General features: G+C 63.1%; 18 protein-coding genes. 6 read left to right on the plus strand and 12 right to left on the minus strand.

What is annotated here, in order from left to right:
* Window positions 1–234: 234 nt before the first annotated feature.
* The 3 genes from alr to Q8O69_RS00530 all read left to right on the plus strand — a co-directional run bounded on the left by alr (window position 235) and on the right by Q8O69_RS00530 (window position 2,568).
* Window positions 235–1,308 (plus strand): alanine racemase, encoded by a 1,074-nt coding sequence (gene alr, locus Q8O69_RS00520; RefSeq protein WP_305588933.1) that lies wholly within the window; start codon window positions 235–237, stop codon window positions 1,306–1,308.
* A 102-nt stretch (window positions 1,309–1,410) separates the two neighbouring features.
* Entirely contained in the window at window positions 1,411–1,959 is a 549-nt protein-coding gene (locus Q8O69_RS00525) for a cupin domain-containing protein (RefSeq protein WP_305589108.1), read from the plus strand.
* Window positions 1,960–2,145: 186 nt separating this feature from the next.
* Complete coding sequence (locus Q8O69_RS00530; protein ID WP_305588935.1) at window positions 2,146–2,568, plus strand: cytochrome c5 family protein; 423 nt, start codon at window positions 2,146–2,148, stop codon at window positions 2,566–2,568.
* Window positions 2,569–2,719: 151 nt separating this feature from the next.
* Here the strand turns inward: Q8O69_RS00530 and Q8O69_RS00535 are convergent, their stop codons facing one another.
* Window positions 2,720–3,292 (minus strand): xanthine phosphoribosyltransferase, encoded by a 573-nt coding sequence (locus Q8O69_RS00535; protein WP_305588936.1) that lies wholly within the window; start codon window positions 3,290–3,292, stop codon window positions 2,720–2,722.
* Between the two features lie 260 nt (window positions 3,293–3,552).
* Entirely contained in the window at window positions 3,553–5,562 is a 2,010-nt protein-coding gene (rep, locus tag Q8O69_RS00540; RefSeq protein WP_305588937.1) for a DNA helicase Rep, read from the minus strand.
* Window positions 5,563–5,828: 266 nt separating this feature from the next.
* On the opposite strand from rep, the gene Q8O69_RS00545 reads away from it, so the two are divergent.
* Window positions 5,829–7,502, plus strand: a complete 1,674-nt coding sequence (locus tag Q8O69_RS00545; protein WP_305588939.1) for a bifunctional diguanylate cyclase/phosphodiesterase — start codon at window positions 5,829–5,831, stop codon at window positions 7,500–7,502.
* Between the two features lie 57 nt (window positions 7,503–7,559).
* Here Q8O69_RS00545 and pbpG read toward each other — a convergent pair whose 3' ends face one another.
* Window positions 7,560–8,465 carry a D-alanyl-D-alanine endopeptidase gene (gene pbpG, locus Q8O69_RS00550; protein WP_305588940.1) on the minus strand — a complete coding sequence of 302 codons (906 nt, stop codon included), beginning with the start codon at window positions 8,463–8,465 and terminating at the stop codon, window positions 7,560–7,562.
* A gap of 141 nt (window positions 8,466–8,606) precedes the next feature.
* Here pbpG and chrA point away from each other — a divergent pair, with 141 nt between their 5' ends.
* Window positions 8,607–9,950 carry a chromate efflux transporter gene (gene chrA, locus Q8O69_RS00555; protein WP_305588941.1) on the plus strand — a complete coding sequence of 448 codons (1,344 nt, stop codon included), beginning with the start codon at window positions 8,607–8,609 and terminating at the stop codon, window positions 9,948–9,950.
* A 40-nt stretch (window positions 9,951–9,990) separates the two neighbouring features.
* Here chrA and Q8O69_RS00560 read toward each other — a convergent pair whose 3' ends face one another.
* The 9 genes from Q8O69_RS00560 to dibA form a co-directional block, all read right to left on the minus strand.
* Window positions 9,991–11,337 carry a glutamine synthetase family protein gene (locus Q8O69_RS00560; protein WP_305589110.1) on the minus strand — a complete coding sequence of 449 codons (1,347 nt, stop codon included), beginning with the start codon at window positions 11,335–11,337 and terminating at the stop codon, window positions 9,991–9,993.
* 24 nt (window positions 11,338–11,361) lie between these two features.
* Complete coding sequence (locus Q8O69_RS00565) at window positions 11,362–11,919, minus strand: helix-turn-helix domain-containing protein (protein ID WP_160085955.1); 558 nt, start codon at window positions 11,917–11,919, stop codon at window positions 11,362–11,364.
* 11 nt (window positions 11,920–11,930) lie between these two features.
* Window positions 11,931–13,220, minus strand: a complete 1,290-nt coding sequence (locus Q8O69_RS00570) for an FAD-binding oxidoreductase (RefSeq protein ID WP_305588942.1) — start codon at window positions 13,218–13,220, stop codon at window positions 11,931–11,933.
* A gap of 87 nt (window positions 13,221–13,307) precedes the next feature.
* The gene (locus Q8O69_RS00575) at window positions 13,308–13,760 is read right to left on the minus strand and encodes a GNAT family N-acetyltransferase (RefSeq protein WP_305588943.1); all 453 of its coding nucleotides are present in this window, start codon (window positions 13,758–13,760) and stop codon (window positions 13,308–13,310) included.
* Window positions 13,761–13,768: 8 nt separating this feature from the next.
* On the minus strand, window positions 13,769–15,421 hold the full coding sequence (locus Q8O69_RS00580; RefSeq protein WP_305588944.1) for a diguanylate cyclase: 1,653 nt from the start codon (window positions 15,419–15,421) through the stop codon (window positions 13,769–13,771).
* Window positions 15,414–15,800 carry a response regulator gene (locus tag Q8O69_RS00585; RefSeq protein ID WP_305588946.1) on the minus strand — a complete coding sequence of 129 codons (387 nt, stop codon included), beginning with the start codon at window positions 15,798–15,800 and terminating at the stop codon, window positions 15,414–15,416. Before Q8O69_RS00585 ends, Q8O69_RS00580 begins: the two co-directional genes overlap by 8 nt.
* Complete coding sequence (locus Q8O69_RS00590) at window positions 15,793–20,244, minus strand: PAS domain S-box protein (RefSeq protein WP_305588948.1); 4,452 nt, start codon at window positions 20,242–20,244, stop codon at window positions 15,793–15,795. Before Q8O69_RS00590 ends, Q8O69_RS00585 begins: the two co-directional genes overlap by 8 nt.
* Before the next feature lie 30 nt (window positions 20,245–20,274).
* Complete coding sequence (locus tag Q8O69_RS00595) at window positions 20,275–21,408, minus strand: HDOD domain-containing protein (RefSeq protein ID WP_305588950.1); 1,134 nt, start codon at window positions 21,406–21,408, stop codon at window positions 20,275–20,277.
* Between the two features lie 10 nt (window positions 21,409–21,418).
* Window positions 21,419–23,338 carry a phosphodiesterase DibA gene (dibA, locus tag Q8O69_RS00600; protein WP_305588952.1) on the minus strand — a complete coding sequence of 640 codons (1,920 nt, stop codon included), beginning with the start codon at window positions 23,336–23,338 and terminating at the stop codon, window positions 21,419–21,421.
* Between the two features lie 168 nt (window positions 23,339–23,506).
* Between dibA and desA the strand changes: the two genes are divergently transcribed.
* On the plus strand, window positions 23,507–24,691 hold the full coding sequence (gene desA, locus Q8O69_RS00605) for a delta-9 fatty acid desaturase DesA (RefSeq protein WP_305588953.1): 1,185 nt from the start codon (window positions 23,507–23,509) through the stop codon (window positions 24,689–24,691).
* The last annotated feature ends 55 nt before the right edge of the window (window positions 24,692–24,746 follow it).

A 24,746-nucleotide genomic window follows, 5' to 3' on the forward strand; every position in this document is an offset into this window, starting at 1 on the left:
AGGCTCGGAATGCTCATTTACAACTCGTAAACTCCGCTTCCTCGCCTGTTTTTGCCTTGTCTCGGCTGCCTCGCCTACGTTTTTCAACGGACTGTTAAGCCTGCGCTCGCCCGTTTTAGTTGGCTCTTGCCCGGCTGTCCCGCCGGGCTTTTTTAATCTGCAGTCCGTAGCCCGCGCGCCGGGTTGCCCCAGACTACCCTGCTACCCGGCCCACGGCCGATACTCGAGAAGACCATGCGTCCAGCCCGTGCCCTGATCGATCTGCAAGCCCTGCGTCACAATTATCAACTGGCCCGTGAAGTCGCCGGTGCGCGGGCGCTCGCGGTGATCAAGGCCGATGCCTACGGGCATGGCGCCGTGCGCTGCGCGCAAGCTTTGCAGGAGCAGGCCGATGGTTTTGCCGTGGCCTGCATCGAAGAGGCGTTGCAACTGCGCGAGGCCGGGATTCGTGGGCCCATCCTGTTGCTGGAAGGCTTCTTCGAGGTCGACGAGTTGGCGCTGATCGAGCAGCACGACCTCTGGTGCGTGGTGCATGCGCTCTGGCAGGTCGAGGCCATCGAACGCTCGGCCGTGCGCAAGCCGCTGACGGTGTGGCTCAAACTGGACTCTGGCATGCACCGCGTCGGCCTGCATCCGGCCGACTACCAGGCGGCCTATCGGCGCCTGCTGGCCAGCGGCAAGGTGGCGAAGATCGTGTTGATGAGCCACTTCGCCCGCGCTGACGAACTGGACTGCCCGCGCAGCAGCGAGCAACTGGCGGTGTTCGAGCAGGCACGGCAAGGCCTGGTGGCGGAAGTCAGCCTGCGTAATTCGCCGGCCGTGCTCGGCTGGCCCGGCATTCCCAGTGACTGGGTGCGCCCCGGTATCATGCTCTACGGCGCCACCCCGTTCGAGCAGGCGCAGGCCGTGGCCGCCCAGTTGCAGCCGGTCATGACTCTGGAATCGAAGATCATCAGCGTGCGCGAACTGCCGGCCGGCGAACCCGTGGGTTACGGCGCGCGCTTCGTCACCGAGCGGCCGACCCGGGTCGGCGTGGTCGCCATGGGCTATGCCGACGGCTACCCGCGGCATGCGCCGAGCGGCACACCGGTGGCGATCGATGGCCAGCGCAGTCGGCTGATCGGCCGGGTATCGATGGACATGCTCTGCGTCGATCTCAGCGACCTGCCGCAAGCCGGTCTCGGCAGTCGGGTCGAGCTCTGGGGCAAGCAGGTCCTCGCCAGCGACGTGGCGGCCTGCGCGGACACCATTCCTTATCAGCTTTTTTGTAACCTGCGCCGGGTGCCGCGGCTCTATTGCGAGGGCTGAGAGACCGGCTGGGCAGAATTTGCGATCAAGGCGTTGTAAATACTGAACGCTGTTGCCATGATACGGACACTTTTCCGTATCTTCCCGAGGGGGACTCCAGCATTGGACGTCGGTGTTCGACTGCAATCCATTCGCAAACTCAAGGGCCTGTCCCAGCGTGAACTCGCCAAACGGGCCGGCGTCACCAACAGCACCATTTCGATGATCGAGAAGAACAGCGTGAGCCCCTCGATCAGTTCGCTGAAAAAGGTGCTGGCGGGGATCCCCATGTCGTTGGTGGAGTTCTTCTCCCAGGACGCGGAGCCGGACAACTACCCCCAGGTGGTGTATCGCGCCGCCGAGCTCACCGATATCCACAGTGGTGCGATCAGCATGAAGCTGGTGGGCAAGACCCACCCGAATCGTGCCATTACCCTGCTCGACGAGACCTATCCGGCCGGCTCCGATACTGGCGACGATATGTACACCCATGAGGGCGAGGAAACCGGTCTGCTGGTGGAGGGGCGTCTCGAGCTGACCGTCGGCGCTGAGGTGTTCATCCTTGAGCCGGGCGACAGTTACTACTTCGAGAGCAGCAAGCCACACCGCTTTCGCAATCCGTTCGACCAGCCGGCCCGGCTGATCAGCGCCACCACCCCGGCGAACTTCTAGAAAGCCGTTACATGCTGCAAGCCACAAGTGAAGGCGTTCGACGCATGCTTTTACTTGATGCTTGTAGCTTGCCGCTGCTGCGCTGCGACAATCTGGGTTGTTTCAGCTTGGCAGGCTTCCCGTTATACTGTCGCCCGCTCGCGAAACCGTGGCCGCGGGCGTGACTAGCCACGATGAGGGTGTACCGTGAATCTGATTAAGAAAATGCTGGTAGCGCCGGCTGCCGTCTTGGCCCTGTGGGCAGTGACTGCTCAGGCCACGACCGATGAGGCCATTGCCGAGCGCCTGAAGCCGGTCGGTGAAGTTTGCATCATGGGTGAAGAGTGCAAGGGTGTTGGCGCCGTAGCTGTTGCTGCCGGCAGTGCCGCACGCTCTGCCGATGACATCATTGCCGCGCACTGTGGCGCCTGCCATACCGCAGGCGTGCTCGATGCACCGAAAATTGGTGATAGCGCTGCCTGGAAAGCGCGGGCCGAGGCCAAAGGCGGCCTGGATGGTATCCTCGCTACGGCCATTTCCGGCATCAACTCGATGCCGCCGAAGGGCACCTGTGGCGATTGCTCGGATGACGAGCTGCGTGCCGCCATCGAGAAGATGTCCGGCCTGTAAGGCGCCATCGAGACAAAAAACCGCCTGAGGGCGGTTTTTTTGTGCCTGGCGGCAGGGTACGCGGTGTTCAGCAACCAAGGCTACTCTGGTGCGCCGCAGCCCGGATCAGCCGTGCGCTGCGCGCCAGTGTCTCAGCTGTCAGGGCTCCGGGTTAGTCGAGAAAGCTGACCTGGCCGTTTTTGAGGGAGGCGATGCGCGCCAGCGATTCGACCCGGTAACCCTGGGCGTCCAGCTCGGCGCGGCCGCGCTGGAAGGATTTTTCGATCACTACGCCGATCCCGGCGATGCTCGCGCCGGCCTGCCGGATCAGGTCGATCAGCGCCTGGGCGGCATGGCCGTTGGCGAGGAAATCGTCGATCAGCAGCACATGATCGCTGGCCGTCAGGTGCTTGGCGGAGATGGCGATGGTGCTTTCGGTCTGCTTGGTGAAGGAAAACACCTTGGAGACATACAGATCGTCCTTGAGCGTCAGCGACTGGTACTTGCGCGCGAAGATCACCGGCACGCCCAGCTCCAGACCGGCCATGATCGCCGGAGCGATGCCCGAGGCCTCGATGGTGACGATCTTGCTAATGCCCAGGCCGGCGAAGCGTTGAGCGAACTCGTGGCCGATCTGCTGCATCAGGATCGGATCGATCTGGTGGTTGAGAAAGGCATCGACCTTGAGTACCTGCTCGGACAGCACGATGCCGTCCTGACGAATCTTCTGTTTCAGCGCTTGCACGTGGTTACCCTCGTTATGGGCTGCGGAATCGGTTTGTTTTTTATGGCCTGCCATCCCTGGCGGCCACCCTGCGGGCCGTCGCAAGCGACGTTAAAAATGGCTATGTACCAGTTATGTGTTGATGGCAATACGTAGGGTGGGCTTCAGCCCACCAAGGCGCCAATTTAGCGGCGGTGGGCTGAAGCGGATCGCCGCCCGGCCCACCCTACAAATCGGCTTACAACAGCTAACGAGTACAGAGCCTTAAAAATAGCTCCCGGTTATTTTTTCAGCATGGCGCGCATATTGGCCAGGGCCGAGTTGCCGGTGGCGGCCTTGACCTCCACCGGAGCATCGTCGATGCCTTCCCAGCGCAGGTCTTCGGGCGGCAACTCGTCGAGGAAACGGCTCGGCGCACAGTCGATGATTTCGCCGTACTGCTTGCGCTTGGCGGCGAAGGTCATGTTCAGGTTACGTTTTGCGCGGGTGATGACGACATAGGCCAGGCGGCGTTCTTCCTCGACGGTGTCGGCCTCGATGCTGGAGCGGTGCGGGAGGATTTCCTCCTCCACGCCGAGGATATACACGGAAGGGTATTCCAGGCCCTTGGAGGCGTGCAGGGTCATCATCTGCACGCCTTCGGCGCCTTCCTCTTCCTCCTGCTGACGTTCCAGCATGTCGCGCAGCACCAGCTTGCCGATGGCGTCCTCGATGGTCATCTCGCCGTCTTCGTCGCGCTCCAGGGTGTTCTTCAGCGCCTCGACCAGGAACCAGACGTTGCCCATGCGCGCATCGGCGACCTTGTCGTTGGAGGCGTTCTGCCGCAGCCAGTTTTCGTAGTCGATGTCCATGACCATGCTGCGGATCGCCGCGATCGGGTCGTTCTGCGCGCACTCCTGGCGCACCCGGTCCATCCACCTGGTGAAGCGCGCCAGGCGTTCGGTAAAGCGCGCGTCGAGGTGTTCGCCCAGGCCCATTTCGCCGGCGGCGGCGTACATGCTGATCTTGCGGCTGGTGGCGTAGTTGCCGAGCTTTTCCAGGGTGGTCGAGCCGATCTCGCGGCGCGGCACGTTGATTACCCGCAGGAAAGCGTTGTCGTCGTCCGGGTTGACCAGCAGGCGGAAGTAACTCATCAAATCCTTCACCTCCTGGCGGGCGAAGAAGCTGGTGCCGCCACTGAGGCGATAGGGAATCTGATGGTGCTGCAGTTTCAGCTCCATCAGCTTGGCCTGGTAGTTGCCGCGATAGAGGATGGCGTAGTCGCTGTAAGGGCGCTCGGTACGCAGGTGCTCGGTGAGGATTTCCAGGGCCACCCGCTCGCACTCGGCGTCTTCGTTCTTGCAGCGGATCACGCGGATCTCGTCGCCCATGCCCATCTCGCTCCACAGCTGTTTCTCGAACGCATGCGGGTTGTTGGCGATGAGGATGTTGGCGCATTTCAAGATGCGGCTGGTGGAGCGGTAGTTCTGCTCCAGCATCACCACCTTCAGCGAGGGGTAGTCCTCTTTGAGCAGCATCAGGTTTTCCGGGCGCGCGCCGCGCCAGGCGTAGATCGACTGGTCGTCATCACCGACCACGGTGAACTGGTTGCGCATGCCCACCAAGAGCTTCACCAGCAGGTACTGGCTGGCGTTGGTGTCCTGGTATTCGTCGACCAGCAGGTAGCGGATGCGGTTCTGCCACTTTTCCAGAATGTCGGGGTTGTCCTGGAACAGCTTCACCGGCATCAGGATCAGGTCGTCGAAGTCCACCGCGTTGTACGCCTTGAGCGTGCGCTGGTAGTGCAGGTAGACGATGGCGGCGGTCTGTTCCTTGGGGTTGCGCGACTCGGCCAGCGCCTGCTCAGGCAGGATCAGATCGTTTTTCCAGCTGCCGATGTAGTTCTTGATCTCGTCCGCGCCGTCATCGCCGGAGTATTCCTTCTGCATGATGTCCGACAACAGCGCCTTGATATCGCCCTCGTCGAAGATCGAGAAGCCCGGCTTGTAGCCCAGCGCCGCGTATTCCTTGCGGATGATGTTCATGCCCAGGTTGTGAAAGGTCGACACCGTCAGGCCGCGGGCTTCGGGGCCCTTGAGCAGGGTGCCGACACGTTCTTTCATCTCGCGCGCGGCCTTGTTGGTAAAGGTCATGGCGACGATATGGCGGGCCTGGATACCGCAGTTCTGCACCAGGTGGGCGATCTTGCGGGTAATCACGCTGGTTTTGCCGGAGCCTGCGCCGGCGAGCACCAAAAGTGGGCCGCCGACATAGTTCACGGCTTCCTGCTGCCGGGGGTTCAGTCGGGACATGGAGTCAATCGTCAGGCGGAATGGGCGCGCATTTTAACAGGCCTGGCGGTTTCTGCCGTGACCATCTGGAAGTGTGTCGCAGCGCACATAATGGCAAACCGCCAGGCTTGGTTAATTTTCCTAATCCAGTACTCTGGTGCCACTTTCGGGTCCTTGCCATGCCGCAGGGCGCGCGCCACTGACACAAGGATGTGCGTGATTAGACGTCGATTACGACGCATCCGAGCGGGTTCAATGCTCTTTATTTGTGCAGTGGGGGAAGTTGTTTGTCCGCGTTCGTCGAACCATTACGGTTGCTTTTGCTGGCGGAAACGCCGGGCTGGGCGCAATTGCTGCGCGAGCGTCTGAGTGCGCTTGGCAGTGGTTATGCGCTGATCACCGCACCGTCCTGGGAGGCGGCCAGCGCGCTGTTCGATAAACCCAGCAACGCCCTGCTCATGACCACCGCCAAATACCTGCCTGCCTCCGGGCGCTGCTCCCTGCCGATTGTCCTGCTGTTGGATGCCGAGCCCGCAGCCGAGCCTGAGGGCGTGTGCGACTGGCTGGTGCGCGACCAGCTCAGCGCCGAGGTGCTGCGCCGCTGCCTGCGCTATGCGCGCGAGCGCGGCAACCTCAACGACACCTTGCACCGCCTGGCCGAACAGGACGCGCTGACCGGGATTGCCAATCGCCAGGGCTTCCAGACCCTGCTGGCCGCGCGTCTGGCCGAGTACGAAGGCCGCGGCCTGACTCTCGGTCATCTCGACCTGGACAACTTCCGCCACGCCAACGATGCCCTCGGCTACCAGGGCGGCGATAGCCTGATTCTGCAGGTGGTGGCGCGGATCAAGGCGCAGTTGCAGGCTGGTGACCAGGTGGCGCGCCTGGGCAGCGATGAATTTGCCTTGTTACTCGACAGCCGCCGCGACCCACAGCGCGCCGAGCGTCTGGCCGCACAGATTACCGAAGCCCTCGGCGAGCCCTACTGGATCGACGGCGAAAGCCTGCTGATCGGTTGCAGCCTGGGCCTGGCGCATTCCCGCGCCGAGGGCAGCGCCGACCCGCTGATGTGGCATGCGCATATCGCCATGCAGCAGGCCAAGAGTCAGCAGGGCTGCACCTTTCATATCTATGACGAGCGGATCAACCGCAGCGCACGCAACCAGGCCGATCTGGAAAGCGAGCTGCGCCGCGCCCTGCGTCGCGACGAACTGGAACTGCATTACCAGCCGCGCCTGTGCCTGCAGACCGGACGCATAGTCGGCCTGGAAGCACTGGTGCGCTGGCGCCACAGTGTGCATGGCCTGCTGGCGCCGAATGAGTTTGTACCGCTGGCCGAGGAAAGCGGGCTGATCGTGCCGCTCGGTTACTGGGTGATCAGCCGTGCGCTACGCGATATGCAGTGGCTACGCGGGCGTGGCCTGCCGGCGCTGCATATGGCGGTTAACCTGTCGTTCCGCCAGTTTCAGGACAGCCAGCTGCTGCCGACCCTCAGCCGCCTGATCGAAGAGCGCGGGGTGGATGCGCAGTGGCTGGAGTTCGAGTTGACCGAAACTGCGGTGATGCGCCGCAGCGATCAGGTGCAGCAGACCATGCTGGCCCTCGGTCGCCTCGGCGTGCGCTTCTCGCTGGACGACTTTGGTACCGGTTTCTCTTCCTTCGTGCACCTGAACAACCTGCCGATCACCCTGCTGAAAATCGACAAGAGCTTTGTCGGCGGCATGAGCGAGCGCGCGGAAAATCGCCAGCTGGTGCGGGCGATGATCAACCTGGCGCACAACCTCAACCTGCAGGTGGTGGGCGAGGGCGTGGAAAACGCCGAACAACTGGCGCTGTTGCGCCAATACGGCTGCGATCAGGTGCAGGGCTACCTGATCAGCAAGGCCTTGCCGCTTGCCGAGCTGGCGCGCTTTCTGGTGTTTGGTATGCGTCAGCCGTTGTTTGGTCTGAGCAACAGCTGAGCTACTCGCTAATGCCAAAAGGCCCGCACTTGCTGCGGGCCTTTTTGTTTTCAGGCTTTACTGCGCAGCCTTGGCCTGGCGCTGCGCCAGTTTCTGCTGGCGGTAGCTGATGGCCGCTGGCGGCACAGCGGTGACTTTGCCGGTTTCCAGCCAGCGTTTGAGGCGGTTGGCGTCGGCCATATGGGTGTATTTGCCGAAGGCATCCAGCACCACGAACGCCACCGGGCGGTTATTCATCACGGTATTCATCACCAGGCAGCGGCCGGCTTCGCCGGTGTAGCCGGTTTTGCTCAGTTGTACGCTCCAACCGGGCTTGCGCACCAGGTTGTTGGTATTGCGAAAGCCCAGGGTGTAGTTGGGTTTGCGGAACGCCTGGGTCTTTTCCGAGGTGGTGCTGAACTGGCTGATCAGCGGGTACTGGCGCGCGGCTTTGAGCATCAGCACCAGGTCGCGGGCGCTGGAGACGTTGTGCTCCGACAGGCCGGTGGGCTCGACGAAGCGCGAATTCTTCATACCTAGGGCGCGGGCCTTGGCGTTCATCGCTGCGACAAAGGCCGCGTGACCGCCCGGGTAGTGATGCGCCAGGCTGGCTGCGGCGCGGTTTTCCGAGGCCATCAGGGCCAGCAGCAGCATGTCGCGGCGGCTCAGTTCGCTGCCCACGCGTACGCGGGAGAACACGCCGCGCATCTCATGGGTGTCGCGAATCATGATCGGCAGCTGCTGATCCAGCGGCAGCTTGGCGTCGAGGGTGACCATGGCGGTCATCAGCTTGGTTACCGAAGCAATCGGCACCACGCTGTCGGCATTGCGCTCGTAGAGCACCTGATTGGTCTGCAGATCGACCAGCAGCGCGCTGCCGGCGGCCAGGTCCTGTTGTTTGGCGGGGGCGGCCAGGGTGTTCGATGCAACTACAACGCAGCTGCAGATCAGCAGCAGGCTTACTATCGAATGGCGGATTTTCACGGAGAGCTTCACGGGCAGGTTGAAGGAGGGTGTAGCGCTGCCAAGTATACGGAAATCCGTGCCGGGGCTTGAGCCATGCTGGCTTAAATCGTCATGCACTCGCGCTATAGTGCGACCGTTTTTATCGCCGTGAGTTGCCCCATGTCCGAGTCATCAGTATCCACTGCACCGCCCGCGGTCAGCCTGGGCGAAGCCTTCTGGTTCTGGTTGAAACTGGGCCTGATCAGCTTCGGTGGGCCAGCCGGGCAGATTGCGATCATGCATCAGGAGTTGGTGGAGAAGCGCCGCTGGCTGTCCGAGCGGCGTTTTCTGCATGCGCTGAATTACTGCATGCTGCTGCCGGGGCCGGAGGCGCAACAGTTGGCCACCTATATCGGCTGGCTGCTGCACCGCACCTGGGGCGGGGTGATTGCCGGGGTGCTGTTTGTGCTGCCGTCGCTGTTTATCCTGATCGGCCTGTCCTGGCTGTATATCGCCTATGGTGATGTGCCGCTGGTGGCGGGGATTTTCTACGGGATCAAGCCGGCAGTCACCGCCATCGTCATGCAGGCGGCCTGGCGCATTGGCTCGCGGGCGTTGAAGAACAACTGGTTGTGGGGCATTGCTGGCGCGTCCTTTGTGGCGATTTTTGCCTTCAATCTGCCGTTTCCGTTGATCGTGATTGGCGCAGCCCTGCTCGGCTATCTGGGCGGTCGCCTGCTGCCGCAGCAGTTCAGTCTGGGCGGCGGGCATGCGCAACAGGGCAAATCTTATGGTCCGGCGCTGATCGATGATGACAGCGCGCCGCTGGCGCATACGCGCTTTCGCGCATCACGCCTGGCGCTGTTGCTGGCGGTGGGGGCGCTGCTTTGGTTGCTGCCGATGGGCCTGCTGACCTGGCTGTTCGGCTGGGACGGCACGCTGACGCAGATGGCCTGGTTCTTTACCAAGGCGGCGCTGCTGACCTTTGGCGGTGCCTATGCGGTGCTGCCGTATGTCTATCAGGGCGCCATCGGCCATTACGGCTGGCTAACCCCGACGCAGATGATCGACGGCCTGGCGCTGGGGGAAACCACGCCGGGGCCGCTGATCATGGTGGTGGCCTTCGTGGCGTTTGTCGGGGCTTATCTGCAGCCGGTGTTCGGCGGCGATTCGGGCTTTGTCAGTGGTGCGCTGGCGGCAGCGCTGGTCACCTGGTTCACCTTTTTACCGTCCTTTCTGTTCATCCTCGCCGGCGGGCCGCTGGTGGAATCCACCCACGGCGAGCTGAAATTCACCGCACCCCTGACCGCGATTACTGCGGCAGTGGTGGGTGTGATCCTTAATCTGGCGCTGTTCTTTGCCTACCACGTGCTCTGGCCGCAAGGCTTCGGCGGCACTTTCGACTGGCCGTCGGCGTTGCTGGCCATGGCGGCGGCGCTGGCGCTGCTGTACTTCAAACGTGGGGTGATGGAGGTGCTGCTGGTGTCGGCGTTGGCCGGGCTGGCGGTGTACCTGCTGCGTTGAAGTCGCGCGCCTGCTGCCGAGGCAACGGGCGCGCTGTTTGTTAGAGAAACCAGCGGTATTCCCGCGCACTGACTTCCTGCATAAAAGCTAGATGGTCCTGGCGCTTGTTCTCGCAGTAGACCATCACGAATTCCTCGCCCAGTCCCTGATTCACCACCGGATGATCGCGCATTGCGCTGACCGCGCCGAGCATGTCCTGGGGAAAGTCGATGCCGCTTTGGCGGTTTTCGTTCAGCGGCGCAATCGGCTCTTTACCCGCATCCAGGCCATGTTCCATGCCGGTGAGGATCGCCGCCAGCACCAGATAGGGGTTGGCGTCGGCGCCGGCCAGACGGTGTTCGATGCGCAGGTTCTTGCCGTCTGATTCGGGAATGCGGATGCACGCATCGCGGTCCTCAAAACCCCAGCTGGCGCGGCTGGCGGCGTTGACCATGGCACCGTAGCGGCGGAAGGCGTTGTGGTTGGCGGCGAAGATCGGCATGCAGTGCGGCAGCAACTCCAGGCAGCCGGCCACGGCGTGACGCAGAGGGCGCTGCTCGTCGGCGGCCAGCAGGTTGTGGCCGGCGGCGTCATACAGGCTGACATGCACATGCATGCCGCTGCCCGGCGCGTGCAGGTAGGGCTTGCTCATAAAGCTGGCGCGCTGGCCGTGCTTGAGCGCCACGCCACGGGTGCTGCGGCAGAACAGCGCGGCCCAGTCGGCGGCACGCAGGCCGTCGGCGCAGTGGCCGAAGTTGATCTCGAACTGGCCGGGGCCGAGTTCGGCGGTGATCACGTTGGCATCGATGCCTTGCTCATTGGCGGCGTCGACGATCTCATGCAGCACATCGGCAAAGCGCGACAGGCGCTCAATGTGCATATTCGGCTGGTCGTCGGCATCGCCGCACAGCGGGTCGCGGGGGAACTGCGGCATGCCGTCTTGCAGCTTGCGGTCGAACAGGTAGAACTCCAGCTCGAACGCCACCACCGGGCGGATACCACGCGCGGCCAGGCGCTTGAGCACGCGCGCGAGCACTTCACGCGGCTCGAACTCGATGGGTGCGGCGGTGCCGTCGGAGCTGATCAGCATCTGCCCCAGCGGCTGGCTTTCCCAGCGCACCGGCTTGAGCGTGCCGGGGATCAGCCGGCGCGGCGCATCCGGGTCGCCGTCGTTGAAGCAGTAGTCGCCAATCGGGTGCAGGCCGCCCTGCACGCCAAGTAGCACGCAGTTCTGTGGGATTTTCAGCGGGCTGCCGGCGGCGACCTTCTCGAGCATATCGATGGGGTAGCGCTTGCCGTAGAAATGCCCAGGTATATCCAGGCTGATCAGGTCGACATAACGCACTTCGGGGTGGGCGCTGCGGAAGGCACGGACTTCGCTGAGCAGGTCGGGGAATACTGTTGTTATTGTCATGGCGGCTATCTGCGCGGGTCAGGTGAAGACCCAGAGCACTCGTGTGGGGGAGTCGGAAAGGTTGGCGTAGCGAAACTGCGCATGCGGCGGCAGCTGGAAGCTGTCATTCGGGCCGAGGGTGACCGGCTCGGCGGCGTCGCCGTACCAGATCGTCAGCTCGCCTTCGAGGACAAAGCCGCCTTGCTCGGAACTGTCGTTCAAATGCCCGTCGCCGCTGGTGGCGCCTGGGTCCAAACGGCTTTCGAGCATGGAGAAGCCGCCAGCCATGGTTGGCGAGGCCAGCACGTCGGTGATGCCGCCGGCGTAATACAGCGTGCGGCGCTCGCCGGGGCGGGTGACCCAGGGCACGTCGCGCGGCTTGCTAAGGCTGTAGAAATAGGTGGTCGGCACGCCGAGGGTTTCGCTGATCGCGGTGAGGTCGGCCACGGTTGGGCGCGACAGGCCGCGCTCGACCTGGGACAGAAAGCCCACCGAACGGTCGATGCGCGCGGCCAGCTCGCCCAGGGTGAGGTTCTTGTGCTTGCGCAGGTCGCGGATCAGGATCGCCAGACCTTCGACTTCTTCCTGCATATCCATGGTCAACTTCCTTAAATTACATCGCGCAGGCGATACCAGGCTTTGCCCACGGCCTCGATCGGCGCCGCCAGCAGATCACCGCCGGGGAAGCGCGGGTTGCTCAGGCCCTGGTACAGATCGAGCAGGTCGGCGTCACCGAGGATCGCGTCGCTGACCGCGCGGGCGGCGGCCAAGGTCGGCAGGATGCCGTGGCCGGAGAAGCCCTGTAGCCAATACTTCTGCCTGCTGCGGCCGACATCCGGGGTGCGGTGCATGGTGCAGTCGATATGCCCGCCCCAGCCGTAGTCGATCTGCACGCCGCGCAGTTGCGGGAACACCCGCTCCAGATAAGGTCGTGTGGCTGCCGGCACGTCCGCGGGGATACCACCGAGGTAGGTGCAGCCGCCGCCGAACAGCAGGCGGTTGTCCGGGGTAACGCGGAAGTAGTCCGGTACGAACTGGTTGTCGATGGCGCAGGTGCCACGCGGGAACAGTGAGCGCGCCAGCTCCGGGTCCAGTGGCGCGGTGGCAACCTGGTAGGAACCGACCGGCAGCAGGCGTTTCGACAGTTGCGCATCGAGCTTGTCGATATAGGCATTGCAGGCCAGTACCAGCACATCGCTGCGAATTTCGCCCTGTTCCGTGCGGGCCAGGTAACCGTCAGCCGTTTCCTGATAGCTCAGCGCCTTGCTCTGCTCGAAGATTTTTCCGCCCGCCTTCTCGATGGCATCGGCCAGGCCCTGGGCCAGTTTCAGCGGGTTGAGATGCGCGGCGCCGCTGTCATGCAGGGCAGCGAGGTAGCGCGGGCTGGCGATCCACTGCGGCAGTTCGTCCTTGGGGATAAAGCTCAGCTGCGTATAGCCGTATTTCTGCTCGGCTTCTTCCAGGCTTTCCTGCAACTGGCGCACACGGCGCGGCAGCACGGCGGTGTAGATGGCGCCGGTGCGGTAGTCGATATCGAAGTTGTGCCGCTCGGGCAGCTCGCGCATTTCTTCGGCGGCCCAGACCATGCTGTCCCACAGGCGACGGGCGCGCTCCAGGCCTAATGCCTTCTCAAACGGCGGCATATCGCAGGACCAACCCGGCAGCGCCTGACCCCCGTTGCGCCCGGAGGCGGCCCAAGCCAGGCGGCTGGCTTCCAGCAGCACCACCTTCTTGCCCGCCAGCGCCAGGCGCAGCGCCGTGTGCAGCCCGCTGAAACCACCACCGATAATCAGCACATCACACTGCAACGCTTCCTGCAGGCGCGGGCGCAGGGGGATGGCGCCGGGGTAGGTGCCGGCGTAGTAAGTGCCGATATGTTGGGCGGATTGTTTGAACATGGCGCGCCTCATGAAATTATATTTGAATAATTTCATGAAAATCTACGCTATAAATTTCACAAAGCCAAGCGCGAAGACTTCTGGGCTCTAGAGATCAATGGCCAGACGCAGGCGATCCTTATGCTGCAACCCCTGCTCGAATAGCGGCTCGGGGTAGTGCTGAAGGAAGTAATCCGGCTCGACGGCGTACACCCGCAGGCCGGCGCGCTGGTAGAAGGTCAGCTGGTGGCCGAAGCTGCCGGTGGCCACTTCCAGGCGCGTAGCGCCCAGCTGTCTGGCGCTGTACAGGGCATGTTGCAGCAGTTGTGTGCCGATGCCTTGGGCCTGGCAGTGCGGTGCGACGGCGATATTCATCAGCTCCAGGGTGGCGGGGCTGCGCGCCTGTAGCACATAGACGCCGACGGCAAGGCCATCACGTTCGGCGAGGTAGCAGTGACCGTTCGCCAGGTAGGCTTGCACATACGGCAGATGCGGATCGGCCTCCAACAGCAGGTCCATGGGCAGCTGCGCGGCGTTGCAGGCGCGAATATCCAGGCTCATGGTCAGCTTCAGCGCACCTGATTGCGGCCGTTGTGTTTGGCCGCGTACAGCGCGCGGTCGGCCTTATCCAGCAGGTCGTCGGCACTCGCCGGGGCGTCTTCGGTGGAGGCAATGCCGGCGCTCAGGGTCACCGAGAACTGCTGGCCACCCGCAATAAAGTGCAGCTCGGCAAAGCGCTGGCGAATTTCATCGAGGATGCGCAAGGCCTGATCCGACGGGCAGTCCGGCAGCACCACGAGGAATTCCTCGCCGCCATAACGGCCCAGGCTGTCGATGCGCCGCAGGCGTTGGCGCAACAGGTTGGCCAGGGCGCGAATGACGTTGTCGCCAGCGGCATGGCCGTAGCTGTCGTTGACCTTCTTGAAGAAGTCGATATCCAGCATGGCCACGCTGGCCGGCTTGCCGCTGCGCTGCGCGCGCTCCAGCTCGACCGCTGCCTGTTCCTTGATATCGGCGTGTTTGAGCAGCCCGGTGAGGCTGTCGCGCGACAGTGCATTGCTCAGCAGGCGTGCGCGCTGGGCGCGGGAGAACACGGCGGCGACCAGGGCGTTGTCGGAAATCGGTTTGGTGACGAAGTCATCGCCGGCCTTGATCAGCGCGTTCATCTGCCGGTTGATATCGGTTTCCGCCGACAGGTAGACGATGGGCACGCGCAGCCAGTCGTCGTTCATGCGGATGATCTGCGCCAGCTCCGGGCCGGTGCAATCGGGCATGCTCACGTCCAGCAGCACCACCTCGGGGTTGAAGCCGCGCATACGGGCGAAGATCTCCGCCGGCTCGTGGAGCATCTCCACCAGCATATTGGCGCCGCGCAGAATCAGGCTGAAACGGCTGGCCAGCTCGCGGTCGTCGTCGATGATCAGCACTCGGTACGGCTCGCCCTGTTGCTGGGCGAAGCAGCGCTCCAGGCGGTTTTCCAGCTGCGGAATGTCCACCGGCTTGGTGAAAAAGCCCATGGCGCCGACGCGCACGGCCTCCAGGTAGGTGGCGAAATCATCCTGGGTGGTGATCACCAGCAGCGGCAGCGGCTCGTCCAGGCGTTGCTGCAGGCTGGCGGCATATTCCAGGCCGGTGAGGCTCTCGTCGGGCAGGTTGACGTCGACAATCAGCGCATCGGGCAGTTGTTGCTGCAGGGCGGCGTCGAGTTCGCTGATGCGGCTGAAGTGTTCGGCGTGGTAGCCGAAGTTGTTCAGCGTCAGGCGCATGTTCTCGCCAATCGACAACTGGTCTTCGAGGATATAGATGCGCCGCGCGCTGCTGTTTGGCCGTGGCGGCTTGACCGCGCGGGTGGCGGGTTCCTGGTTGCGTTCGGCGTGGAACTGCTGGCGCGCCAGTTGCTGCAGGCTGCGGCTGAAGTCTTGCAGGCTCTGCTGTTCCTTCTGCAGGGTTTCCAGCCATTGATCGGCTTCCTGCTCCAGCTCGCGGGCGCGCTGGCCAAGGCTGCTGAAACCGAAGGTGCCGGCGGCGCCAGCCAGCTTGTGCAGCTGGTCGCGCAGGCTCTGCAGGTGCTGCAGCTGCTCTTGCGGGTCGGCGGCGTGCAGCAGGCGTTCGGCGTTCTGCGCGAGGGCCGGCAGCTCCACCTGCAGGCGCACGGCGAAGGCATTGCTCAACTGCTGCAGGTGTTGCTGCAGCTCATCGGTGGCGCTCTTGCCGTTACTCATGGGCCAGGCTCCAGATCTTGCGCACCTGCGCGGCCAGCTGCATGGGGTCGAAGGGTTTGATGATCACATCGCGGGCGCCGAGGCTGCGGTAATGGGCGATTTCCGCCGGTTGCACCTTGGCGGTCATAAAGGCCACCGGCACCTGGTTGATGTCGATCATCCGGGCGATCTGCGCCAGGGTTTGCGGGCCGTCCATGTCCGGCATCATTACGTCCAGCAGGATAAAGTCCGGGGCAAAGCCCAGCAGTTGATCCAGGGCGTCTTGGCCGGATGAGCAGCTGAGCACCTGAAAGCCCCCCACCGCTTCCAGCGCCAGCTTGGCTACGGCCTGGATCGATGGATCGTCTTCCACGTGCAGGATGCGCTGTAGCTCAGACATGCTGGTTTTCCTCAGGGCTGGCCTCTAGGGCCAGGGTAGTCAGTTCGAACCAGAAAGTCGCGCCGTGGCCGGGACTGGAGTGGAAACCGATCTGCCCGCCCATGCGTTCGATGATTTCCTTGCTGATCGCCAGGCCCAGGCCGGTACCGCCTTTCTGCCGGGTGTCGGTGGCGTCGGCCTGGGAGAATTTGCTGAAAATCCGCGCCTGGAAACTTTCCGGTACACCGGGGCCGTGGTCGGTCACGCTGACGCGAATACGTTCGCCCAGCTGCTGCAGACTGATCTCCACGCTCTGGCCCTGGGGTGAGAACTTTGCCGCATTGGACAGCAGGTTGGCCAGCACCTGGGCCAGGCGCAGCCTGTCGACGCGCACCCGCGCTGGGGTCGCCGGGCCTTGCAGCTGCAGTTGCACCTGGTAGTGCTCGGCGTACGGCTGGTTTTCTTCGATGGCCTGTTCCAATAGTGGTTGCAGCGCTTGGTCGTGCAGCTCGAAGAGCATCTTGCCGGCCACCAGTTTGTCCATGTCGAGCAGGTCGTTGATCAGCAGGTTGAGGCGCTGGCTGTTGTCCTGAGCGATCTGCAGCATCTGTTGCATGCTCGCCGGCACCGCGCCGAGGGCGCCGCCGTTGACCAGGCCGAGGGAGCCGGCAATCGCGGTAAGCGGGGTGCGCAGTTCATGACTGACGGTGGAAACGAATTCGTTCTTCATCCGCTCGATGCGCTTGCGCTCTTCGATATCGCGAATCACCGCAATAAAGCGCCGCTCGCCCTGGTGGCTGATCTGCGAGATGGCCAGCTCGATGGTGAAGGTCTCGCCGTTGCTGCGCATGGCGGTCAGCTCGATTTCCTTGCCGAGCATCTGCTGGATGCCGGTTTTCAGGAAGTGGCTGAGGTAGCGTGCGCGCATCGAGCGCTGTGGTTCGGGCAGCAGCAGGGTCGCGCGGTGCCCGGAAACCTCCAGGTGGCTGTAGCCGAAGATGCGCTCGGCGGCATGGTTGAAGGTTTCGATATAGCCCTGCTGGTCGATGGTGATAATCGCGTCGAGCACGTTGTCGAGCAGGGCGCGTAGGTAATCCTCGCGCTCACGGATGGCCATCTCGGCGGCGATACGTTCGTTGAAGTCCTGAATCTGCACCACAAAGTGCACTGGCTTATCGTCGCTGTCGCGCACCAGCGATACGCTCAGCAGCACCCAGATGATCCGCCCCTGGCTGTCCAGGTAGCGTTTCTCCATCTGGTAGGAGCTGATCTCGCCGGCCAGCAGCTCCTCGACGTTCTGCAGGTCGGTCTCCAGATCGTCGGGGTGGGTGATCTGCTGGAAGTCGCTGCACAGCAATTGCTCGCGGCTGTAGCCGAGCATTTCGCAAAGCACTTCGTTGACCTCCAGCCACTGCCCTTGCAGCGACACCAGGGCCATGCCCTGCGGCGCGGTGCTGAAGGCGCTGCTGAAACGCTGCTGGCTGAGGCGCAGCTGGTCTTCCACGGCCTTGCGGTCGCTGATGTCCCAGATAAATCCGGAAATCCACTGCAGCTCGCCGTGGCTGTCGTATTCGCCGCGGCCTTTTTCCCGTACCCAGACGCTGTGGCCATCGGCGTGCTGCAGGCGGTAGGTCAGCTCGAAGGATTCCTGGCGCTCGATGGCGGCCACTGCGCGGAAGGTGATCGGCAGATCGTCGGGGTGCACCACGCTGGAAAAGCTGCGTACGCGGTTGTTGATAAAGTCGCTGGCCGGGTAGCCGCTGAGCGTCTGGATTTCTTCACTGAGGTAGCTCATCGACCAGCTTTCATCGTTGCGGCAGCGGTACACCGCGCCCGGCAAACTGCTGACCAGGCCGCGGAAGCGACTCTCGCTCTTTTGCAGGGCGCGGGTGGTCTGGTGCAGATCGTTGATATCGCTGGCGATCCCCAGGTAACCGGTGATTACGCCCTCGGCATCGTGCATGGCGCTGACGGTGAGGTTGACGATGCGCTGCTCGCCGTTCTTGCACCGGTAGGTCCACTGGCGGGTTTCCGGCTCGCCCTGGTCGGGGAGGCGGGTAAACACTGCAAAACCGCTGATTTCAGTGCCGAGTTGTTGGCTCAGTTGGCGGCCGCGGGCCTGGATTTCCTCGCTCAGGTGGAACATGGCCGGGCTCTGCTGGCCGATCACTTCCGCGCCGCGATAGCCCAGCAGGCGTTCGGCGCCGGAGTTGAACAGGGTGATCAGGCCGTCGGTATTGGTGGTGATGATGCTGACCCCGGTGGCCGAGTCGAGTACAGCCTGGAGGAAACGCCGTGCCTCGCGGGTCTGTTCTTCATGGCGCATGCGCTCCAGGGTGGCGCCGACCCAGCGGGCGAACAGGCGCATAAATTCTTCGTCGGCATCATCGAATGGCCTATCGCGCGCCGCGCTTGAGGCGAAGCACAGGGTGCCGAAGCGCTGGCCGGCGACCCAGATGCTGGTGCCGATATAACTTTCCAGGGCAAACAAGGGGTAGCAGGGGTGCGCGGCATATTGGCTCTGACCCATGGCGGCAATAGCCAGCACATCGTTGCTGCGCAGGGTGATGCTGCAGTAGGTATCGCCGAGGGTGAAACACTGGCCGTCCTGCAAGGTGTCGGGCGGCGACACCTGCACCCTGACCTGGTAACTGTCTGCATCGATCTGGCTGATGATGCCGATTGGCATGCCATAGAATTCGGCGCCCAGTTGCAGGGCCTGGCGCAGCTGTTCGTGGCTGCGCAGCTTGGGCAGCGCGGCAATCTCGTTGAGTGCGCGTAAGGCGGCTTGCTGGCGTTGCATATGTTGCTGGGTTTGCGCGCGCTGGGTATCGCGGCGCAGGGCTTCGAGCAACTGGCCGAGGGTGGTCAGCAGTGGTTGCAGTCGCGCGGCGAACTGCTCGTCGTAGCCACCTGCACGGTTGGCCAGGCCAAGCATGCCGCGCAGCTCGCCGTTGGCGTGAATGGGCAAGCCGGCAAACGCCAGCAAGGGCGGATGCCCCGGCGGCAGGCCGGCGCTGTGTGGGTGATGGCTCGGGTCGTTGCTGATCAGTGGCTGACCGCTGCGGATCACCTGGCCGAACAGGGTGTCGAGGTTGCGAAACTCCAGGCCCTGCGGCGCATGCTCGGCATAGAAGGCGCGGCTTTGTGCATCCCAGGCGATATTGCTGATGGCGAAGGTGCGCAGAAAGGGCGCGCCGGCATCGTCATGCAGGATTTCCCCGACAAAGCCGAACTGGCTGGCGCTGACTTCGAGAATCCGCCCGAGCAGGGTCTCGAAGGCCTCGCGCTGGTTGTCCGCGTTGATATAGGCCGCCTGCGTCTGGGTGATCAACGCCAGCAGCTGGCGCGATTCCTCGGTTTGCTGGTGCTTGTGCTGCAGCTCGGCGTGGTGACGGCGCATCACCTGCTGGCTGCTATGGCGGGTAGCCTGCAGCAGCAACAGCAAGAGCATTTCGGCGGCAAGCCAGGCCAGCAGCCATTTGACCACCAGCCAGCGTTTGTCGCGTTGGTGCAGGTTGTACAGCGCTGTGATGTCGCGCCAGGTCAGCGCCAGCAGCGGATTGCCGGTGCTGGCCGGGTCGGCCTGGTAGCCGTTCAAATTCACCTGATTGAGCAGATAGGTCTGGCCTTGATCGTCGAGCAGTTTGAAGGTGTTGCCCGCCTCTGGTGCGGGCAAACGATGTTGTGCCTGCCAGTGCTGCACCTGCACCTGGGAGAACCCGGCCAGGTGCCAGTATTCGGGTTCTGTAGTCGGGGTGCGCAGCGCTTCGCCGCTGCTGCCTGGCGTTTGTAGCTGGCGTTTGAGCAACAGGGCTACCCCGGCATCCAGTTCGCGGTCCAGCTGTTGCAGGTTGCTCAGCACATCCAGGCTGACCTCCAGTGCGCCGACATTAAGCAGGCCCTCGGGGCTTTCCACCTGCAGTGGCACGATGGCGCGCATGCTCAGGCTGTCGCCATTGGCCGCCAGGCCGGCGGCTGCCGAGCCCTGGCTCAGGCTGTCGAGCAGCATGGGCCGCTGTGCGGCGGGGAAGTCGGCAAACCACTGCGGCTCATGCACCCGCAGCAGCACTTCGGCGCTAGGCGCCAGGTGGATATACAGGGCGAATGGACGAATGCCTTGCAGGGTGCGCCAGCGCGGGGCGAGCCGGGTGTACAGCTGGCTGCGGATGGCGTTGAGGCTCTGCGTATCTACCGGTTGATGGCTTTGCAGCGCCTGGGCCTGGCGCACCAGCTCGACCAGCCAGGCGTCGGCGGCGATGGTTTCGGCCAGCAGCTGCGCCTGTTGCTGCAGCTCCTGCTGGCTGTTGCGCAGGGTCAGGCTTTGTAGCTCGTGCTGCTTGGCGATTTGCAGGTTCCACAGGGTTTCCCGCTCATTCAGGGCAAAACCGCCGAGCACGCTGAAGAAGATCGCCAGGCCCAGGCTGCCGAGGCCGACGATCCAGGTAATTGCCGAGTTATTCATCAATCAGGGTCCTGCGCGCCAAGGGCGCCATCAGGTCAGCCCCGCCAGCCGGCGTAGGCGGGCCTGCTCAGGGTCATCCGTTGCGTTGTTGAGTTCACAGGCGGCCAGGCGCATGAGGATATTCTCGCGTTTGACGTTGTTGGCCGGCAGGTTGTAGCACGCGCCGATCAGCTCGCGTAGCGGCATCGGTAATTGCCACTGCGCCTTGATGCTGATGGCAAAGGGGCTGCTGAACTGATCGAGCGCCTGCATCACCTGGGCCTCGTTGAAGCTCTGCCCGCTGTCCTGCCACGCCTGCGCCAGATAAAGCACACTGAGCTCGCCCATGCGGTGCAACAGGGCGGCGGTATGGAAGGGCGCAGGGTCCATGGCGCACTGGCGAGCAAGGTAGGTGCTGCGTTCGATCAGTTGCTCGGTGCTGTCCAGGTGCGCCAGGGCAAACAGGCGCAGCAGGGCGTTATCCAGCGCGCTGCATTGGCGCAATGCCAGACCCATGGCCAGATTCAGGCTGTTGGCCGCGCCGAGTTTGTGCAGCGCCTCAAGCAGGCTGGTGCAGGGCTTGCCGGCTTGGTTGTAGGCACTGCTATTGGCCACGGCGAGCAGGCGCGCACTGAGCGCGGGATCGTGTTGCCATTCGCTGGCCAGCTCGCGCAGGTCGATCTGCTCGCCTTTGAAACTCTGCAGCAATCGATCACGCACATGTGCCTTGAGCGGTAATTGCAAGGCGCTGCTGGGCAGGCTGCGCAGGTGATCGAGCAGGTCATGCGGGGTATCGCTGATCGGGCGTTGTTGCTCGCCGTTGTCTGCGGGCAGCAGGGTTTCCAGGCTGGCGGCGACATGCGCGGCTTGAAACGGCTTGCTGATAAAAGCGCTGATTTTCAGGGCGCGCACGGCCAGTACGCTGGCGCGGTCGGAGCGGCCGGTGATCACCACCAGCGGCGTGCTGCTGTTGTCGCGGCGCACTTGTTCCAGCAGGCGGGTGCCGGGGCCGTCCGGCAGGTTCCAGTCGCAGATGACCATCTGCGCCGGGCGCTGCTGCCATTCGCGCAGGGCCGCGCTGACGCTGTCCAGGCACACCACCTGGCTGCTGGGCCGCAGGCTGAGGACGATCTGCTTGAGCAGATCGGCAATCCAGCTGTCGTCCTCAAGAATCATTACTCGCATGCTGTCTGCCTTAGTCTGTCATTGCGACGCTGAGTGCCAGGTGGCTGGTCAGTTGTTCTGCCGGTTGCGGGCGCCCGAAATAGTAGCCCTGGGCGTGATCGCAGCCGAGTTGCTGCAGCAATTCGACCTGTTCGAGCTGCTCAATCCCTTCTGCCAGCACCTTGAGCCCCATGCTGTGGCCGAGGGCGATTACTGCGCGGGTGATGGCTACATCATCCTGATCATGCGGCAGGCCGCTGACAAAGCTCTGGTCGAGTTTGAGTTTGTGTACCGGCAGGCGTTTGAGGCGCGCCAGGGAGCTGTAGCCGGTGCCGAAGTCATCAATCGCCAGGCGAATGCCGAGGGCGCGCAGGCGTTCGAGCAAGGCCAGGGCTGCGTCGGGGTTTTCCATCACCGCGCTTTCGGTGACTTCCAGCTCCAGGTGTGCCGGGGCGAGGCCGCTATCGCGCAGCACCTCGGCCACCCGCAGGTCGAGCTCGCCACGGCTGAACAGGCGACTGGAGACATTTACCGCGACAAACCTCAGCTTAGATCCGGCGATTTGCCAGGCAACCATCTGCCGGCAACTCTGTTCCAGCACCCAGGCGTCGATGGCGCCGATCAATCCGGTTTCTTCGGCAATCGGGATAAATTCGCCAGGCGCAACCAGCCCGCGTTGCGGATGCTGCCAGCGCACCAGAGCCTCGACGCCGATCATCTCCTGGCTGCGCAGGCAGATCAGCGGTTGGTAATAGACGCGCAGCTCCTGGTGATCCAGGGCATGGCGCAGGGCGCTGGCCAGTTCGACGCGCTGGTGGGCCTGCTCGGTCAGCTCCTGGCTGTAGAACGCGTAGCTCTCACGGCCGCTGCTCTTGGCCTTGAACAGCGCTGAATCAGCGTTGCGCAGCACCTGGCCGACATCCGCAGCCTCAGCGGGGTAGAGGCTGATGCCAATGCTGGCGGTGACGAACAGCTCCTGCTGGTTGATGTTGAAGGCCTGGGTCAGGCACGCCTGCAGACGCTGCGCAATCACTGCCGCCTGTTCGGCGCTGCTGCAGCTTTCATCAAGCAGGCCGAACTCGTCACCGCCCAGGCGCGCCAGGGTCATGCGCTTACCGAGTTGTTGGCCGAGACGCTCGCCGACGTCCTTGAGCAGCAGGTCGCCAATGTTGTGGCCGAGGCTTTCGTTGATGTTCTTGAAATGGTCGAGGTCGATCAGCAGCACTGCGCCGCCTTGCTCATCGTTTTTTGCGCGTTCGAGGGCTCGCTCGACGCGTTCGGTAAACAGCAGGCGGTTGGGCAGGTTGCTCAGCGGGTCGTGGTGCGCCAGGTAATCCAGCTCACGTTGCGAGCGTTTCAGTGCGCTGATATCGGAGAACACCGCGACGTAATGGCTGATCTCGCCCAGTTCATCGTGAATCACCCGGATGCATTGCCACTGCGGGTAAATCTCGCCGCTCTTGCGCCGGTTCCACACCTCGCCGCTCCACGCGCCGCGGTTTTGCAGGGCACTCCAGAGGCTGTCATAGAAGCTTTTGTCGTGCCGTCCGGATTTCAGCATGCTCGGTGACTGGCCGAGGATTTCCGCCTGGCTGTAGCCGGTGATGCGGCTAAAGGCCGGGTTGCAGTGGACGATATGCTGCTGCGCATCGGTGACCAGCACGCCTTCCTGGGTGGCATCGAATACCGCCGCAGCCTGGCGCAGGCGCTTTTCGTGACGTTGCAGGGCCTGATGGGCCTGGCTGTGCTGCTGCCGATGAGTGCGCAGCACGGCATACAGCAAACCTGCGGTGAGCAGTACAAAGCCCAGCCCCTTGAGCAGTTGCGCACGTTCCAGTTGCGCCAGCGATAGCCCGATGGCGATCAGCAGGCCGTCGCTGAACAGCACCCAAAGGGCGGCGCCGAGCATATAGCCGAGAGTCAGGCGCCAAGCGCCTTGTGGAGCATTCATGGGATAAAAGTCAGTCCTTTGCCTAAGACCGGCAGTATAGATGTTGATAAGGGCGCGGCATTCTTATGCAAAAGACCAACTGGTTTTCTGATCCTGGTCAGGGATAATGTGTACAGATGTGCGCTAAAAAGCGGCCATGTCTTTCCTTTTCCATGAGGCACGTGATCCATGTGGTACAACGGTTTTCTTGACTTGTCGGTCTGGCAGTTGATCGCAGTCACCCTGCTGATGACGCATGTGACCATCGTCAGCGTCACGGTTTATCTGCATCGCTACTCGGCGCATCGCGCGCTCGAATTGCACCCGGCGCTGAAGCACTTCTTCCGTTTCTGGCTGTGGCTGACCACGGCGCAGAACACCCGCGAGTGGACCGCGATCCACCGTAAGCACCATGCCAAATGCGAAACCGTGGATGATCCGCACAGCCCGGTGATCAAGGGCCTGAGCACCGTGTTGCGTACCGGTGCCGAGCTCTACCGCGAAGAGGCGAAGAACCCGGAAACCCTGCGTATTTACGGCAAGAACTGCCCGGAAGACTGGATCGAGCGCAACCTCTACTCGCGCTTCCCGGTTGGCGGTGTGGCATTGATGGGCGCCATCGACCTGGCGTTGTTTGGTGCTGCCGGTATCACCATCTGGGCGATCCAGATGATGTGGATTCCGGTGTGGGCGGCGGGCGTGATCAACGGCCTCGGTCATGCCGTTGGCTACCGCAACTTCGAATGCCGTGATGCTGCGACCAACCTGCTGCCTTGGGGCATCCTGATCGGCGGCGAAGAGCTGCATAACAATCACCACACCTACCCCAACAGCGCCAAGCTGTCGGTGAAGAAGTGGGAGTTCGACATGGGCTGGTTCTGGATCAAGCTGTTCAGCCTGCTCGGCCTGGCCCAGGTGCAGCGTGTCGCGCCGATTGCCCACCGGGTGGAAGGCAAGCGCAGCCTGGACATGGACACCGCCATGGCCATCCTCAACAACCGTTTTCAGATCATGGCGCAATACCGCAAGCTGGTGATCGCGCCGCTGGTGCAGCAGGAGCTGGCCAAGGCCGATGCCTCGGTTCGCCATCACTTCCACCGCGCCAAGCGTCTGCTTTCGCGTGAGCCGAGCCTGCTTGATGAAACCCACCAGGCGCGTATCCAGCGCATGCTGGAGCAAAGCCAGGCGCTCAAGGTGATCTACGAGAAGCGCCTTGCCCTGCAGCAGATCTGGGTAAAAACCAGCGCCAATGGCCACGACATGCTTGAAGCCATCAAGCACTGGGTCAGTGATGCTGAAGCCAGTGGTATTCAGTCGCTGCGCGAGTTTGCCGAGCAGCTGAAGACCTATTCATTGCGGCCGGCAACCGCCTGACGGTCTGCAGCACCAAGGAAGCCCGCCTATTGGCGGGCTTTTTAATTTCTGGCGT

The organism is Pseudomonas sp. (genome assembly GCF_030690725.1).
Taxonomy (GTDB): Bacteria; Pseudomonadota; Gammaproteobacteria; order Pseudomonadales; family Pseudomonadaceae; genus Aquipseudomonas.